General features: G+C 71.6%; 16 protein-coding genes. 7 read left to right on the forward strand and 9 right to left on the reverse strand.

The window, feature by feature from the left end; translation table 11 throughout:
- Nucleotides 1-2: 2 nt before the first annotated feature.
- The 3 genes from rpsR to rpsF all read right to left on the reverse strand — a co-directional run bounded on the left by rpsR (nucleotide 3) and on the right by rpsF (nucleotide 1,187).
- On the reverse strand, nucleotides 3-242 hold the full coding sequence (gene rpsR, locus ACN27B_RS09450) for a 30S ribosomal protein S18 (RefSeq protein ID WP_013289355.1): 240 nt from the start codon (nucleotides 240-242) through the stop codon (nucleotides 3-5).
- 41 nt (nucleotides 243-283) lie between these two features.
- Entirely contained in the window at nucleotides 284-814 is a 531-nt protein-coding gene (locus ACN27B_RS09455; protein WP_172967885.1) for a single-stranded DNA-binding protein, read from the reverse strand.
- A gap of 82 nt (nucleotides 815-896) precedes the next feature.
- Nucleotides 897-1,187 carry a 30S ribosomal protein S6 gene (gene rpsF, locus ACN27B_RS09460; protein ID WP_046563719.1) on the reverse strand — a complete coding sequence of 97 codons (291 nt, stop codon included), beginning with the start codon at nucleotides 1,185-1,187 and terminating at the stop codon, nucleotides 897-899.
- 627 nt (nucleotides 1,188-1,814) lie between these two features.
- Between rpsF and ACN27B_RS09465 the strand changes: the two genes are divergently transcribed.
- Together ACN27B_RS09465 and ACN27B_RS09470 are read left to right on the forward strand one after the other, a co-directional pair.
- Entirely contained in the window at nucleotides 1,815-2,597 is a 783-nt protein-coding gene (locus ACN27B_RS09465) for a deoxyribonuclease IV (protein WP_396823358.1), read from the forward strand.
- Nucleotides 2,594-4,810, forward strand: coding sequence for a hypothetical protein (locus tag ACN27B_RS09470; RefSeq protein ID WP_422744506.1), 2,217 nt, complete (start codon nucleotides 2,594-2,596; stop codon nucleotides 4,808-4,810). Before ACN27B_RS09465 ends, ACN27B_RS09470 begins: the two co-directional genes overlap by 4 nt.
- Before the next feature lie 16 nt (nucleotides 4,811-4,826).
- On the opposite strand, the gene ACN27B_RS09475 is transcribed toward ACN27B_RS09470, so the two are convergent.
- The 3 genes from ACN27B_RS09475 to ACN27B_RS09485 form a co-directional block, all read right to left on the reverse strand.
- Complete coding sequence (locus ACN27B_RS09475; protein ID WP_099163211.1) at nucleotides 4,827-6,383, reverse strand: glycosyltransferase family 87 protein; 1,557 nt, start codon at nucleotides 6,381-6,383, stop codon at nucleotides 4,827-4,829.
- Nucleotides 6,384-6,506: 123 nt separating this feature from the next.
- Nucleotides 6,507-9,326, reverse strand: a complete 2,820-nt coding sequence (locus tag ACN27B_RS09480) for a transglycosylase domain-containing protein (protein ID WP_099163210.1) — start codon at nucleotides 9,324-9,326, stop codon at nucleotides 6,507-6,509.
- Nucleotides 9,327-9,520: 194 nt separating this feature from the next.
- Nucleotides 9,521-9,967, reverse strand: coding sequence for a DUF5318 domain-containing protein (locus ACN27B_RS09485; RefSeq protein WP_091567755.1), 447 nt, complete (start codon nucleotides 9,965-9,967; stop codon nucleotides 9,521-9,523).
- Between the two features lie 174 nt (nucleotides 9,968-10,141).
- Between ACN27B_RS09485 and ACN27B_RS09490 the strand changes: the two genes are divergently transcribed.
- Both ACN27B_RS09490 and ACN27B_RS09495 read left to right on the forward strand, forming a co-directional pair.
- Nucleotides 10,142-10,780: a PadR family transcriptional regulator gene (locus ACN27B_RS09490; RefSeq protein WP_091567752.1), complete on the forward strand. Its 639-nt coding sequence runs from the start codon at nucleotides 10,142-10,144 to the stop codon at nucleotides 10,778-10,780.
- A 23-nt stretch (nucleotides 10,781-10,803) separates the two neighbouring features.
- Nucleotides 10,804-11,883 (forward strand): inositol-3-phosphate synthase, encoded by a 1,080-nt coding sequence (locus ACN27B_RS09495; RefSeq protein ID WP_091567747.1) that lies wholly within the window; start codon nucleotides 10,804-10,806, stop codon nucleotides 11,881-11,883.
- Nucleotides 11,884-11,944: 61 nt separating this feature from the next.
- Here the strand turns inward: ACN27B_RS09495 and ACN27B_RS09500 are convergent, their stop codons facing one another.
- The 3 genes from ACN27B_RS09500 to ACN27B_RS09510 form a co-directional block, all read right to left on the reverse strand.
- Nucleotides 11,945-12,259: a hypothetical protein gene (locus ACN27B_RS09500; RefSeq protein ID WP_422744510.1), complete on the reverse strand. Its 315-nt coding sequence runs from the start codon at nucleotides 12,257-12,259 to the stop codon at nucleotides 11,945-11,947.
- A 22-nt stretch (nucleotides 12,260-12,281) separates the two neighbouring features.
- Nucleotides 12,282-12,521, reverse strand: a complete 240-nt coding sequence (locus ACN27B_RS09505; RefSeq protein WP_422744512.1) for an Arc family DNA-binding protein — start codon at nucleotides 12,519-12,521, stop codon at nucleotides 12,282-12,284.
- A gap of 78 nt (nucleotides 12,522-12,599) precedes the next feature.
- Complete coding sequence (locus tag ACN27B_RS09510; protein ID WP_099163206.1) at nucleotides 12,600-13,082, reverse strand: methylated-DNA--[protein]-cysteine S-methyltransferase; 483 nt, start codon at nucleotides 13,080-13,082, stop codon at nucleotides 12,600-12,602.
- A gap of 67 nt (nucleotides 13,083-13,149) precedes the next feature.
- Between ACN27B_RS09510 and ACN27B_RS09515 the strand changes: the two genes are divergently transcribed.
- Genes ACN27B_RS09515 through ACN27B_RS09525 form a run of 3 tightly spaced genes read left to right on the forward strand, consistent with a single transcriptional unit; the run spans nucleotide 13,150 to nucleotide 15,341 of the window.
- A complete protein-coding gene (locus ACN27B_RS09515) occupies nucleotides 13,150-13,659 on the forward strand; it encodes a SigE family RNA polymerase sigma factor (RefSeq protein ID WP_253866084.1) in 510 nt (169 codons plus the stop codon).
- Nucleotides 13,656-14,756 carry a hypothetical protein gene (locus tag ACN27B_RS09520; protein WP_422744515.1) on the forward strand — a complete coding sequence of 367 codons (1,101 nt, stop codon included), beginning with the start codon at nucleotides 13,656-13,658 and terminating at the stop codon, nucleotides 14,754-14,756. The genes ACN27B_RS09515 and ACN27B_RS09520 overlap by 4 nt, the downstream gene beginning before the upstream one ends.
- Before the next feature lie 42 nt (nucleotides 14,757-14,798).
- Complete coding sequence (locus ACN27B_RS09525; protein ID WP_091567732.1) at nucleotides 14,799-15,341, forward strand: hypothetical protein; 543 nt, start codon at nucleotides 14,799-14,801, stop codon at nucleotides 15,339-15,341.
- The last annotated feature ends 24 nt before the right edge of the window (nucleotides 15,342-15,365 follow it).

Raw genomic sequence — 15,365 nt, forward strand, 5'->3', positions numbered from 1 at the left:
TCTCAGCGGGTCGTGGCCGTGTACGGCAGGAGCGCCATCTCGCGGGCGTTCTTGACCGCACGGGCGATCTGCCGCTGCTGCTGCGAGGTCACGCCGGTCACCCGTCGAGCGCGGATCTTGCCGCGGTCGGAGATGAACTTGCGCAGCAGCGCGGTGTCCTTGTAATCGATGTAGGTGATCCCGTCCTTGTCGAGCGGGTTCACCTTCTTCTTCGGCTTGCGCAGTGCCGCAGCCTTCGCCATTGCTCTTGCTCCTGGTTTGCGATCGCGGGCGCTCGGCGCCATCAGAACGGGGGCTCCTCGTCGAAGTTTCCGCCGCCCGAACCACCGCGGGAGGGGGCCGGGGCAGCCGAGGCCCAGGGGTCGTCGAAGTTGCCTCCGCCGCCACCCTGGCCGCCACCACCACCGAAGCCGCCGCCACCGCCACCGGAGCGGGACATCTTCTGCACCTTCGCCGTGGCGTAGCGCAGGGACGGGCCGATCTCGTCGACCTCCAGCTCGATGACGGTGCGCTTCTCACCCTCGCGGGTCTCGTACGACCGCTGACGAAGCCGGCCGGACACGATCACCCGGGCGCCGCGCTGCAGCGACTCGGCGACGTTCTCGGCGGCCTGGCGCCAGACCGTGCACGAGAGGAACAGCGGCTCGCCGTCCTTCCACTCGCCGGACGCCTTGTCCATGAACCGGGGCGTCGAAGCGACCCGGAACTTGGCGACCGCCGCGCCGGAGGGGGTGAACCGCAACTCGGGGTCATCGGTCAGGTTGCCGATGACCGTGATGGTGGTGTCTCCTGCCATGACCATCTCCTCGCGCACTCATCTTTGTGCCGTACAGGCTCTCAGAGCCGTACGACAGCGTGGATGAGGCTTGTGATCCGGACGTGCCGGGTCTAGATGCTCAGCGCATCTCCGGGCGGATGACCTTGGTGCGCAGCACCGACTCGTTGAGTCGGAGCTGACGGTCCAGCTCGGCCACGGCCTCCGGCGACGCCTGGAGGTCGATGACGGCGTAGATGCCCTCGGCCTTCTTGTTGATCTCGTACGCGAGGCGCCGGCGGCCCCACACGTCGGTCTTCTCCACCGAGCCACCCGCGGTCCGGATCACGTTCAGGTACGTGTCGAGCGACGGGGCGACGGTGCGCTCCTCGAGGCTGGGGTCGAGGATCACCATGACTTCGTAATGACGCAAGACGTGCTCACCTCCTGTGGGCTAAGCGGCCACGGTCCTTCCGTGGCAGGAGGTCGTGCGTCGCTGCCCGCCCGGTGCCGGGGGAACCCGGCCGGACGCGGACAACCGGACCAGGATAGCCGGTCCGGACGATCATGCCCGGGCCGGTGGCCCGGACGCGGTGACAGGGGCCCACCGTCGACGTCGCGCGCCGTGCGGTGGACCCCTGTCCACGGGGCCGCGGGGCGTCCCGTCCGCATTCCTTGGGTGGGACCTGGGGAGGAACGACCACACCGATGAGGTTGGATCGAGGACGCCCCGCGGAGCTTTATCGTGTTGTCACCTGGTCTGACCATACAACGGCTCTCGTCACCACTTGGGGTAAATGGAGGAATTCGTCCATCTGGCTCCGGGTGGTGCCGGCGTACCGGCGGATCCCGCCCCGTCGTGCCGGGCCGCACGGCGGGGCGTCCCGTTACCGGGGGTCTCCGCTCATCCGTCCGTGCTGTGGACCACGTCCGGCGGAGCGTCGACCATCGATCCCACCTCGGACAACGACCGCCGGGGCGGGTGGTGACGCGTCCACCCGCCGGAACCCCCCGCGCGCGTGCGTACCGCGCGTCGCAGGCGAGACGTAGGCTGCCCTGCATGCGAATCGGAGCCCACGTCGATCCGACCGACCCGCTGGCCGAGGCGGCCGCCCGGGACGCCGAGGCGGTGCAGTTCTTCCTCGCCGACCCGCAGGGCTGGAAGGCCCCGAAGCCGCGGGAGGACGCCGAACGCCTCCGCGCCGCCGACGTCGACCTCTACGTCCACGCGCCGTATGTGATCAACGTGGCCACGCTCAACAACCGGATCCGCATCCCGAGCCGCAAGCTGCTCCTCGGCCACGCCGCCGCGGCGGCGGCGGTCGGCGCCAGGGGGCTGATCGTGCACGGCGGCCACGTCAACGCCGGTGACGACCTGGCGGTCGGCTTCGACAACTGGCGCAAGACCTTCGCGTACGCGGCGGACTCCGGCGGCTTCCCGCTCCCGGTGCTGATCGAGAACACCGCCGGCGGGGACAATGCCTGCGCCCGGCACCTGGACGCGCTGGCCCGCCTCTGGGACGCGCTCGGCGACCACGAGGTCGGTTTCTGCCTCGACACCTGCCACGCCCACGCCGGCGGCGAGGAACTGCTGGGCCTGGTCGACCGGGTCAAGGCGATCACCGGCCGGATCGACCTGATCCACGCCAACAACTCCAAGGGCGCCTTCAACTCGGGTCAGGACCGGCACGACAACCTGACCGGCGGCACCATCGACCCGGAGCTGCTGGTGGCGGTGATCCGGGCCGCCGGCGCGCCGGTCATCGTGGAGACGCCCGGCGGTGTCGACGGGCAGGCGGCCGACATCGCGTTCCTGCGCGGCCAGCTGGGCGCCACGGCATGACCACCGAGCAGTCCGGCGTCGGCGGCCGGTCCGACGCCGACTCGCGACCGGCGCCGGAGGAGACCGAGGCGGAGAAGCCGGCCGCGACCGGCGACACGCCGCCCAATGCCAGCTCGCGACCCGGCGGGACGGCGGCGTCCACCGACGCGGCGCGGGCCGACGCCGAACCCGGCACCGGGCGGCGGGCCGGCAGGAAGCGCCGGGCCCGGAAGAAGAGCCCGGCCGTGACCGCCACCGTGGCCGGTGGCGGCGCCACCGGCGACGAGGGCAGCGGGACGACCGCCGGTGACCGGGCCGAAACCGGCGACGACGCCGCATCGCGGGCCGGCGCCACCGGCGCCACCGACGACGACGCCGCAACGCAGGCCAGCGCCACCGAAGACGCCACCGGCGACCACGCCTCGGGCACCGACGGCGCCGAGGACGGGGACCGCGACGACAAGCCGGCCGATCCCTTCTCGGCGTTCGGGCCGGCGCCCGAGCCGGTGCTCGGCCGGGTGCGCCGCGCCACCCGCGCGGTGGGTCGGTTCCTGGTGCACGAGTGGACGCTCGCCGCCGTCGCCGCGCTGGCGGTGGCCGTGGCGATGACCTGGCCCACGCTGCGCTACCCGCGCTACACGTTGCCGCAGGACTACTGGGACCCGAGCCTGCAGGCGTGGCAGATGGCGTGGTCCGGGCACATCCTGCGCACCGACCCGGCGATGCTGTGGCACTCCAACGCGTTCTTCCCGGAGAACTGGAGCTTTGCGTTCTCCGACACCCTGCTCGGCTATGCCCCGGCGGGCCTGATCGGGGTCGGCCCGGAGCACGCCGTGCTCCGCTACAACATCATGTTCGTGCTGGCGCACGCGCTCGCCGCGTTCGGGGCGTACGCGTTGGCGCGGCAGCTGGGCGCGGGCCGGATCGGCGGCGCGGTGGCCGGGGCGGGCTTCGCGTACGCGCCGTGGCTGCTGGCCCAGGCGGGCCACCTGCACATCATCTCCAACGGCGGCATCCCGCTGGCGCTGGCCATGTTGGCCCGGGGGCACGGCTGGTCGCTGCGGTACGGCTACCGGCCGCGTCGCCGGCACGCGGGGTGGGCGTTCGCCGGCTGGCTGGTGGCCGCCTGGCAGCTCAGCCTGGGCTTCGGCATCGGGTTGCCGTTCGCCTACCTGCTGGCCGGTGTCGTGCTGGTCGCGGTGGTGCTGTGGTTCGTCCGGCGGCGCCGGGTGAAGCGTCCGTTCGGTCGGCGGCTGTTCCTGGCCGACCTGCTCGGCGGGCTGGTCTTCGCGGTGGTGGGCGGGTTGCTGGCGATCCCGTTCTTCAAGGTCGCCGAGCTGCACTCCAACGCGGCGCGCACGCTCGCCGAGATCCAGCTCTACTCGCCGCCGGCCAGCGGGTTCTTCACCGCGCCGGCCGAGTCCCGGGTCTGGGGCGAGCTGCACGAGGGGGCCCGGGCCGTGCTGCCCTGGAGCCCGGAGATGACGCTGCTGCCCGGCTTCGTGCTCTACGCGCTGGCCGCCGGTGGGCTGTTCTTCTCGGTCTGGCGGGTCCGGCACCGGCTGTTCCTGCTCGCCGGGGTGCTGGTGACGATGGCGCTGGGCATGGGCACCCGGTTCCTCGGCGGCCGGTTCACCTACGTGCCGCTCTTCGACTACCTGCCGGGATGGAACGGGCTGCGCACGCCGGGCCGGATGATGCTGTGGACCACCCTGCTCCTCGGTCTGCTCGCGGCCGGCGCGGTCACCGCGTTCTGCATGCGGGTGCGCGAGCTGGCCGCCGAGCGGGTCCCGCCATGGCCCGGCCCGTGGCTGCGGCTGGCCACGCTGGTGCCGCTGCTGCTGGTGCTGGCGGAGGGGCTGAACGTCACCCCGCACCCGGTGGTGCCGCAGCAGCCGGCGGTGATGCGGATCGTCGACGGCCCGATGCTGGTGCTGCCGAGCAGCCAGAACCTGGACCAGCCGGTGATGCTCTGGTCGACCGACAAGTTCCAGCCGATGGTCAACGGCGGCAGTGGTTTCACCCCGAACTCGCAGACCCAGATCCGCGAGGCCACGGTCAGCTTCCCCGACTTCGCCAGCATCGACTACCTGCGGCGGGTCGGGGTGAAGACCGTGGTGGTGCTCCCCGAACGGCTCGGCGGCACCCCGTGGGAGGGGATGCTCGACCGACCGGTCGAGGGGCTGGGCGTGAGTCGGGAGCAGGTCGCCGGGGCGGTGGTCTACCGGCTGTAGGGCCGGCCGGCTCCGCTCAGACGGGGACGGGTTCGACGGGGCGGTCGACGGCGCCCGAGCGCCAGCGTTGGTGCCAGGGCGCGTCGGGCGCGCCGTCGAGCAGCCCGCCGTCCGGGTCGTCGGCGTAGGTCTGGCGGACCGCGTCCCGCTCGGGCCGCAGGATGTCCCGGATCACGAAGCCGCAGAGCACCGCCACGGTGACCAGGCGCAGGCTGGACGCCAGCACGAACACGCCCTCGGGGAAGACCGGCCGGGACGTGGCGGTGCCGAGTAGTTCGCCGTAGAACGCCGCGAAGTAGCAGACCTCGGCGAACTGCCAGGCCAGGAACGCGCCCCAGCGGGGCCGGGCGAGCACCGCGAGCGGCAGCAGCCAGAGCACGAACTGCTGCGACCAGACCTTGCTGAAGATGAGGAACGCGGCGACCACCAGGAAGGCGAGCTGCGCCAACCGGGGCCGGCGCGGGGCGAGCAGCGCCAGCGCGGCGACGCCGAGGCAGGCCGCCCCGAACAGCAGGTACGACACCCAGTTGAGGGTGGAGATGTTGGCGTTGAGCCACTCGAACGGCCCGAGTTCGCCGGGCGCGGAGGGGCTGATCCGGCCGTCGAGGTAGCGGCCGATGTACCAGAGCGTGCCCCAGTCGATGGGGCGGGTGGTGTTGAGGTCGAAGAAGCGTTCCCAGTTCTCCCGGTAGGGGATGGCCACCGGAAGGTTCACCGCGACCAGCGCCACCAGTGCGGAGGCGGTGGCGACGAGCCCGGCCAGCAGTCGACCGGCCCGCGCGCAGAGGACGAGGATCGGCCCGAGGAGGAACAGCGGCCACATCTTCGCCGCGCCGCCGAGCCCGATCAGCACGCCGGCCAGCCCGGGCAGCAGCATGCCGTACCGGTCGGGTCGGGTACGGGCCCAGGCCAGCAGCCCGAACGCGGCCAGGCCGACGGCGAGCAGGTCCCAGTTGACGGTGGCGGTGAGCACCAGGGCCGGGGAGAGCGCGAACAGCGCCGCGTCCCAGGGTCGTCGCCGGCGCAGGTTGAGGATGACGGCGACGGTGGCGACGGCGAGCGCGCCGAGCACCAGTGCGGTCAGGTTGTAGAACCACTGGCCCTGGTTCATGCCGGGGTTGTCGACGCCGACGGCGTGCACCGGCAGGCCGATCGCGCCCATGAGGTAGCCGGTCAGCACCGGGTATTCCACCGGGTGGTCGGCGTAGGGCACCTTGCCCTCGTTGAGCCCCTCGGCGTAGTAGAGCGCCAGCACGTCGGTGTAGCACATCCGGGTGTACTGGACGTTGTTCTGCCAGGCGCCGTCCTGGCACGGCGACTTCTGCACCCAGTGCAGGGCGAGCGTCAGGCAGACCAGCGCCAGCACGATCCGCGCGGCGGTCCAGAACCGACCCTCCCGGCCGGCGGGCCGGTCCAACGCGGTGGCGTGGTCACCCAGCGGCCCGCCGATCAGGCCGGAGGTGCCCCGGACGAACCAGTCCGATCGGGACGGGTGGTCCACGGCCGTTGCGGGTCGTGGCACGGCCCCGGACTCGCCGGGCTCGTCGATGCCTGCGGGCGACTGGGTGCTCATGGAGAGGCATCCTGCCGTACGCCGGGGGTCGCCGTCCCGTCGCGCGCGGAGAAATTCCGGTCCGCGAAACGGCGGCGGCGGCCGGACCGCTGGGGTCCGGCCGCCGCCGTCAGGTCGTACGCGTCAGTTGGTCTGCCGCGTCGGTGGTGTGCTCGGGAGCAACCCGCCACCGCCACCGCCGCCACCGGGGAAGCCACCCCCACCGGGATTGCCCCCGCCGCCCTGGTCGCCGCCGCCGCCCGGGTTGCCACCGCCGGGGTTGCCCCCGCCGGGGGTGCCCCCGGGGCAGAACAGGCCCAGCGGGTCGCAGCCCGGGCCGCCGGGCTGACCCGGCTGGGTGGGCGGCGGCGGGGGCGCCTCGCCGTTGCCGGTGTCGTCCTTGCCCACGTTCGCCGCCGGCGGGAAGTCTTCCTTGTCCTTGCCCTTGAGCGCGGCGTTCATGAAGCGCTCGAAGATGTCACCGGGCATCTTGGCGCCGCTGATGCTCGCGCCGCCCTTGTACTTGATCGCCTTGCGGTCCTTGACGTTGCCGACCCATACGGCGGTGGCGAGCTGCGGCGTGTAGCCGATCATCCAGGCGTCGCCGTTGTCGGTGCTGCCGTCGCCGAGTTCCCAGGTGCCGGTCTTCTCGGCGGCCTTGCGTCCGTCGTCGAGCCGGTGGTTCACCTGTGCCGGGTACTTCTCCAGCACGGAGGTGACGTCGGCGACGATGTCCTTGTCGATCCGCCGCTGTCCCTTCAGCTTCTCGGCACCGACCAGGTCCCACTTGCCGGTCACCGGGTTCTGCTTCTCGACCTTCCGGATGAAGTGCGCCTTGTTGTAGATGCCCTGGTTGGCGAAGGTGGCGACGCCGTTGGCGTGGTCGAGCACGGTGATCGGGTACTGGCCGTAGCCGATCACGTGGAAGAACGGGTTGGGCGCCAGGTCCTTCGGGTCGGCCTTGGTCAGGTCGTGGGCCTTGGCCGGGTTCGTGTCGGTCTGCCACATGGTGGTGACGCCGGCCTGCTTGGCCATGTCGAGCACCTTGTCCGGGCCGATCTTCTCGGTGATGTAGTAGAACGGCACGTTCAGCGACTTGAGCGTGGACAGTTCCAGGGTGCAGGAGTCGCCGCAGGAGACCTTGTCCGCGCCGGCGTTGCTGACCTTGAACTTGGTGTCCTTCGGGGTGAACGCCGAGCCCTTCCACCGCGACTTGATCGAGATGCCGGCCTTGAGCGCCGCGGCCAGCGTGTAGATCTTGAAGCTCGAGCCCGGCGAGTGGCCGCCGCTGACCACGCCGTTCTCGACGTTCTTGCCGGCGTAGTCGGTGCCGGTGCCGTTGTCGCCGCCGTAGTAGGCGAGCACCCGACCGGTCTTCGGTTCGACCGACACCACGGCCGCCATCAGGTTGCTCGGCTGCCCGTTGAGCTCGGACTCCTTCCGGGCCCGCTGGGCCGCGTCGAGCGCCGCCTCCTGCATCTTCCGGTCGATCGTCGTGGTGATCTTGTAACCGCCGCGGCTGAGCGCCTTGGAGCAGAGCGGCTTGGCGTCGGTCGCCTCGGCCTCGTTGTCGGTGCACAGCTTCATCTCGCGCAGTTCCTGCGAGACGTAGTTGACGACGTTGCCGTACGGCGTGTCGATGCCGAAGCCACCGGCGCTGTTCTTGGTCGGCTTCTGCAGCGTCTTGGTCGGATACTCGGTGGGGTGGTCCGGCATGTTCGGCGCGTCCAGCCACTTCTCGGAGATCATGCCGTTGATCACGTAGTTCCACCGGTCCACCGCGGGCTGCGGGTTGATGGCCGGGTCGTAGCCCTTGTGCGTGGAGCTCGGCTCGGGCTGCTTGATCAGCGCCGCCAACACGGCGGCCTCGGCCACCGTGAGCTTGTCGACGTTCTTCTTGAAGTAGGTCTGCGCCGCCGACTGGATGCCGTACGCGCCGCGCCCGAAGTAGATGACGTTCAGGTAGTGCTGCATGATGACGCGCTTGTCGTAGCGGTCGTTCAGCTTCGAGGCGAGGATCGCCTCCTTGACCTTCCGGCCGTACGTGTCCTGGTTCAGGTTGTCGAACGCGTTGCGCGCGTACTGCTGGGTGATCGTCGACGCGCCCTGCTTGTCACCGCCGGTGAGGTTGTTCCAGGCGGCCCGGGCGATGCCCTTGTAGTCCACTCCGGAGTGCCGGTAGAAGTTCCGGTCCTCGGCCGCGGCGACCGCGTGCTGCACGTGCTCCGGGATCTGGTCGATGGTGACCAACTGCCGGTTCTGGTCGCCGATCCGGGCAATCATCTTGCCGCCCGAGTCGTAGACCGTGGTGGACAGCGGCGGGATGGTGTCCTGCGGGAGCGGCACTCCCTGCGAGTACCAGGTGAAACTGACCACGCCGATGCCGGCGAGCATGATGAACACCGCGAAGCTGGCGATCAGCATGTTGATCCGCCGCCGCTTCTTCGCCTGGGCCGGGTCACCGCCGCGGCCACCACGGCCGGGACCGCCGGGGCCGCCCGGCCCGCCCGGGCCAGCGGGCCCGCCCGGGCCAGCGCCGGAGAAGCCGGGTACCGAGGCCCGACCGCCGATCGACGCCGCGCCCACGCTCGCCCGCCCGGCGCCGCCGACGCTCGCCGCGCCCACCGAGGCGCGACCGGCCGGACCGGCCGGGGAGATCGGCACGGACGCCCGGCCCGCGCGCCCGGGCGCACCGGGAGCCGGCGAGACCGGCACCGAGGCCCGGCCCGCGCCGGCCCGGCCCACCGAGGCCGCGCCCGAGGCGCCCCGCGGCGCCGGCGCGGCGCCACCGACCGAGGCCCGGCCGCCGGTGCCGCGCGGTGTCACCGAGGCGCGCGCCGAGGCGCCGCCCTCCGGTGCGCCGGACCAACCGTTTCCGCGCGGACTCCGCTCGGAACCGGGGTCGCCGTTCGGGCCCGGGATCTGGGCCCGCCCACGCGAAGAACTGGGATCGCCGTAGTTCATTCCTCACACCCTGCCGGTCGCGGTGGGGCGCGGGGGCGCCACCACCGGGTTGCCGTGAGCTGGAACACGGGACGTTACCTGCCGGCCGCGCCGGCGTACGCCCGTCAAATCCGACCTATTCGGACCAATTACGCTTAATGGCTGTCGCTCGTGCCACCCGGTCACCGGGCCGGCAGCGGTCGGGACAGCCGCGTTCACCGTTGCGCCTCTCGCCTTCGCCGAGGGGTGGAGCCGTTGGCCGCGACCGACTCGCCCGCGTCCTCCGCCTCGCCCGCGAGACCGTCCCGACCGAGCAGGAACTGCTCGACGAGATGGTTCCAGTCGCAGCCGGGGCACACCTCCACCACGAACACCTGGAACTCACGCAGCGTCATGGCCAGGACGGGCAACTCGGCCCGGGTACGCGCCTGGCCGGCCGACTGCTTGAGTTCGTCACCGTAAATGTAGTGGACGTGGATCAGGTTCTCGCTGCGGCAGATCGGGCAGCGGTGGTCGGTCGGCTCACCGTGGAAGCGGGCGGCGTTCTTCAGGTACGGCGACGCGTCGCAGACGTCGTACGTGCCGATCCGCCCGGCGAGGAGCTCACGCAGCACCGCCCGCTTCTGGAGCGAGTAGTCGACGACCTGGCGCTGCGTACGCATGCGGCAAAGGGTACGCGCTCCGTCGAACCGAGGCGACCATGGTCACCATCGGTGACGACGGTGTCGCGTAACCCGGGGTTTGCCCTGCCCACCCCTCTCCGCTACCGTGCGATGTATCGGTCCGATACATCGCGGTGGTTAGCGCTCCGCGCAGGGGGAAAGAAGGGATGGCCCGTGCTCGAATTCGCCATCCTGGGCCTCCTGCAGGAGGCTCCGATGCACGGCTACGAGCTGCGCAAGGAGTTGACCGCCAAGCTCGGCGCCATCCGGGCGGCGATCAGCTACGGCACGCTCTACCCGACCCTGCGCCGGCTGCAGGCGGCGGGATGGATCACCGAAGCCGCCGAGACACCCGCGACCGCCGAGGAGGTTCCCGCGCTGACCAGCCGACGCGGTCGGGTGGTCTACACCATTACCGCGGAGGGCAAGGAACGCTTCGCCCAGCTCATAGCGCAGGCTGGACCCGAGACGTACGACGACACGGGCTTCGGGGTGCACTTCGCGTTCTTCGCCCGGACCGACCAGGCCACCCGGCTCCGGATCCTGGAAGGTCGTCGTCGAAAGATCGAGGAACGCCGCGAAGGTCTTCGTGACGTGCTCGGCCGGGCAGCCGAGCGTCTCGACGCGTACACCCTGGAACTGCAACGCCACGGGCTCGACGCCTGTGAGCGTGAGGTCCGCTGGCTGGAGGAGCTCATCGCCAACGAGCGCTCCGGCCGGGCCCCGACCGCCCCGCGACCCGGGACGACCGGTGGCCGAGGAGACAACGACAGCCCGCCCACGCCTGGCACGTCCAGGTCAGAGCGGCCGTGATGAAGAAGAAGGAGGCAGACGCTATGGGCTCCGTCCGCGTCGCCATCGTCGGTGTGGGTAACTGCGCCTCGTCCCTCGTGCAGGGCGTGGAGTACTACCGGAACGCCGACCCGAACGACCGCGTCCCGGGTCTCATGCACGTCACCTTCGGCGACTACCACGTCTCCGACGTGAAGTTCGTCGCGGCGTTCGACGTGGACGCCAAGAAGGTGGGCATGGACCTCGCGGAGGCGATCGTCGCCAGCGAGAACAACACGATCAAGCTCTGCGACGTCCCGCCGACCGGCGTGACCGTGCAGCGCGGGCCGACCTTCGACGGTCTGGGCCAGTACTACCGGGAGATCGTCGAGGAGTCGGACGCCCAGCCGGTCGACGTGGCGCAGGCGCTGCGCGACGCGCAGGTCGACGTGGTCGTCTCCTACCTCCCGGTGGGCTCCGAGCAGGCCGACAAGTTCTACGCCCAGGCCGCGATCGACGCCGGCTGCGCGTTCGTGAACGCCCTGCCGGTCTTCATCGCCTCCGACCCGGAGTGGGCGCAGAAGTTCACCGACGCCGGCCTGCCGATCGTGGGTGACGACATCAAGAGCCAGGTCGGCGCCACCATCGTGCACCGCGCCCTGGCGAAGCTCTTCGAGGACCGCGGGGTCGAGCTGCTGCGCACGTACCAGCTCAACTTCGGCGGCAACATGGACTTCATGAACATGCTGGAGCGCAACCGCCTGGTCTCGAAGAAGATCTCGAAGACCCAGTCGGTCACCTCCCAGATCCCGCACGAGATGAGCAAGAGCGACGTGCACATCGGCCCGTCCGACCACGTGCCGTGGCTGGACGACCGCAAGTGGGCGTACATCCGCCTGGAGGGTCGTTCCTTCGGTGACACCCCGCTCAACGCGGAGCTGAAGCTCGAGGTGTGGGACTCGCCGAACTCGGCCGGTGTCATCATCGACGCCGTCCGGGCCGCGAAGATCGCGCTGGACCGGAAGATCGGTGGCCCGATCCTCTCCGCCTCGTCCTACTTCATGAAGTCCCCGCCGGAGCAGTACGCCGACCACGACGCGCACGCCGCCGTCGAGGCGTTCATCGCCGGCGAGGTCGAGCGCTGACGCGCTGACCGGAACACCGTCGACGGCCGGGTCCGCAGGGGGCCCGGCCGTCGTCGTTCCGTCAGGCCGACATCTCCAGGTACGGCGACAGCCGCAATGCCAGCTCCTCGACCGAGTCGACCTCTCCGCTTTTCAACGCGTCCGTCAACGCCATGCGCTCCTTCGCCGGCATGGCCAGACGAAAGCCGGCACGGATCAGGAAGACGCGCATCGCGGCCCAGGCGAGCCCGGCATTCCACAGGTCGAGGGGACGCCAGATCATCAGCCCGTGCAGCAGTGCGGCGGCCTTGTCCAAGGCGGTCGGGTAGGCGGCCCGCCCGATCAACCGCGCGTGTGGCCGGGCCGCCGCCACCACCGGTATCCCGGCGTCCCGCACCTGGCTCCGGGGGCCGGTGTGTTCAGCGAGCAACGTCAGCAGGTCCTCCGCGTCCGGCCAGGGACGTGTCACCGGTCCCCAACATCTCGAAGAACTCGGCATCCTCCTTGAGAACCCTCCGCGCGGCCTGCCGGGTCCACTCGTCGCGCTCGTGCCGGTCCAGGTACGCCTGAACCGCCACCTCGACCGTCTTGTGCATCGAGCGGTGCTCCGCCTCGGCGAGCTCCTTGAGCCGTTGCTCGACCTCGGGTTTCAGGTTCAACGTCTCCTCCTCGATCAGCTCGGATCCAACCGGGCCAGATGATGGCGAGGATCGCTCGGACCGGGGCGGACATCGCGCTCAGCGAAGCCAGTCGCGGCGCAGCGCCGCCGAGGCCTCCAGCTCCAGCAGCGTCACCTTGCGCGGCAGCCCGCCGCCGAAGCCGACCAGCTTGCCGCCCGCGCCGACGATCCGGTGACAGGGCACGATCACCGGCACCGGGTTGCGGTTGCACGCCACCCCGACCGCCCGCGCCGCGCCCGGGTCGCCGAGCGCCCGGGCCACCTCGCCGTAGGTGGTCGTCTCGCCGTAGGGAATGCGGGTCATCTCCCGCCAGACCGCGCGCTCGAACTCCGAGCCCCGGGGCGCCGACACCGGCACGCTGAACTCGGTCAGCTCACCGGCGAAGTAGGCCCGCAGCTCGGCCACGGCCAGCCGGGCCAGGTCGTCGCCGGGCTCGTCGGCCGCCGACGCCACCCGGCCGAAGTGCGCGCCGCGCACGGCGTCGTCGTCCGTCCCCACGGAGAACTCCCCGATCGGCGAGTCGAGCACGGTCCAGCGCATGCCACCCATTGTCGCGCGGCGGGCAAAGTTTTCCCCGCCCCGGGCGTCGGAGAGACGGAGGTGGACGGTGGCGGAGGTCGACCGGGAGTTCACCGCGTTCGTCAACGAGCGCGGAGCGGTCCTGCTGCGGGTCGCGTACGCGCTCGCCGGCAACCAGCACGCGGCGGAGGACCTGCTCCAGAACGCGCTGGCCAAGGCGTACGCCCGGTGGCCCCGGATCCGCGGCGACGCGGAGCCGTACGTGAAGCGGATTCTCTACCACGACCAGGTCTCCGGCTGGCGACGGCGGGCGCGACGGGCGGAGGTGCCGGTGCCGGAGCTGCCGGAGCGGCCGGCGGCCGGCGACGACAGCGACCTGCGACTGCTGTTGCGCGACGCGCTGCGCGCGCTGCCGCCACGCCAGCGCGCCGTGTTGACGCTGCGCTACCTGGAGGACCTGAGCGTCGAGCGGACCGCCGCGCTGCTCGGCTGCCGGCCCGGCACCGTGGCCAGCCAGAGCGCCAAGGCGCTGGCCCGGCTCCGGCACCTCGTGCCGGCGCTCGACGAGCTGACCGACCGGTCGGAGGTGACCCGATGAACTCGCCGCTGGACGAGATGCTCCGCAGTGCCGTACGCGACCTCGCCGACGGTGCCGCACCCGCGCCGGACCTGGCGTCGCGGGCGCTCGGTCGGGGCCGGCGGCTACGCCGGCGCCGGCGCGTCGCCGCGACCGCCACCGCGCTGGTCGCCGTGGTGGCGGTGACCCTGCCGTTCGTTCTGCTGCGCCCCCGCACCGGCCCACCGCCGACCACGCCCACGACGCCGCAGGTCACCGTCACCCCCTCGCCCGCGCTCCGGGCCGCACCCGGCGCGGACTGGGCGCAGCGACCGCTGGTACTGCCCGGCGACTGGGTGGTCACCCGGGCCCAGGTGGCGGGCGGCTCCGGCAGCGGACTCCTGCTCGACCGCGGACGCGGCCGGTACTTCGCCACCGACCGCTACGACGGCATCTTCCCGGCTCCGACCGGTTCCCTCGTCGCGGTCCGGGACGACGACCGTCCCCGGGAGATCGGCCTGTTCGACCTGGCCACCGGACAGACCCGCTGGTACGAGGTCGGCCGCGCGCTGACCGCCCCACGCTGGTCCCCGGACGGACGGCGGCTGCTGTTCACCAGTCAGCAGGTCGACCACTTCGGTTTCGTCGTGCTCGACCTGGACGGCACGAAGAGGACGCATCCGGTCGGCCTGCTCGGCTGGCCCTGCGCCGACCGGTGCGAGTTCACCTGGACGCGCGACGGCCGGGAGGTCGCCCTGACGCTCAGCAAGCAGAAGTCGGAGGCGTGGCCCCGCGACCTCGCCAAGGGTGTGCAGCTCCTGTCGGTCGACGACGGCCGACCCACCCGCCTGCTCGACATGCCGGGCGGTCCGGTCGGTCCGGACGCCTGGTCGCCGGACGGGAAGCTGGTGGTGGTCCAGGGCCGGCAGGAGCCGCTGCTGGTGGAGACGGCGACCGGCCGGGTGGTGAATGCGCTGCCCACCGCCGACGTCGTCTGGGTGACCGACGACCGGCTGCTCTACCGTCGGCCGCTCGGCGCGGGCGACTTCGTGCTCGCCGACACCACCGGCCGGGAACTGGTCCGCCAGCCGCTGCCGAAGCAACTGGTCGGTCTGGAGCTGACGATCGCGCCGCGCTGAGCGGTCGCTCGGCGGAAGCTGAACGTTCGCTGCACGCAGTCGATGTTGCGCGACGTCGATACCGTGCAGGTCGTGGCCACGGGGACGCTCATCTTCCTGATCATCGGCGGAGCCGGGGTCGGCGTGCTGACGCTGGCCCTGCTCGGATCGGGCGTGCTGCACCTGGGCCACCCGGACGTCGACGGGCCGGTGTCGCTGGAGGCGGTCGCCGGGTTCACCGGGGCGTTCGGGTTCGGCGCCGCGATCGTCAACGAGCTGCTCGGGGGTCGTACCTCCGGGATGATCGCGGTGGCGGCGGCCGGCGGCGCGCTCGCCGCCGTGCCCACCGCCTGGCTGGCGGCCCGGTTGAGCCGCGCGGCCCGCACCATGCGCACGGACCCCACCCCCACCCGTGACCACCTGGCCGGCGCGATCGGCCTGGTGGTCACGCCGATCCCCACCGGCGGATACGGCGAGGTCCGGGTACGCCTCGCCGGGCAGCCGGTGAAGCTCAACGCCCGGGCCGACCGGCCGATCCCGATCGGTGCCCGCATCTTCGTGGTCGAAGCGCTCAGCGAGACCAGCGTGCACGTCGAGACCTACTGATCCCTCAGCACAGACGGGAACCCC

It is taken from the genome of Micromonospora sp. WMMD754, from assembly GCF_049315235.1.
GTDB classification, from domain to species: Bacteria; Actinomycetota; Actinomycetes; order Mycobacteriales; family Micromonosporaceae; genus Micromonospora; species Micromonospora sediminicola.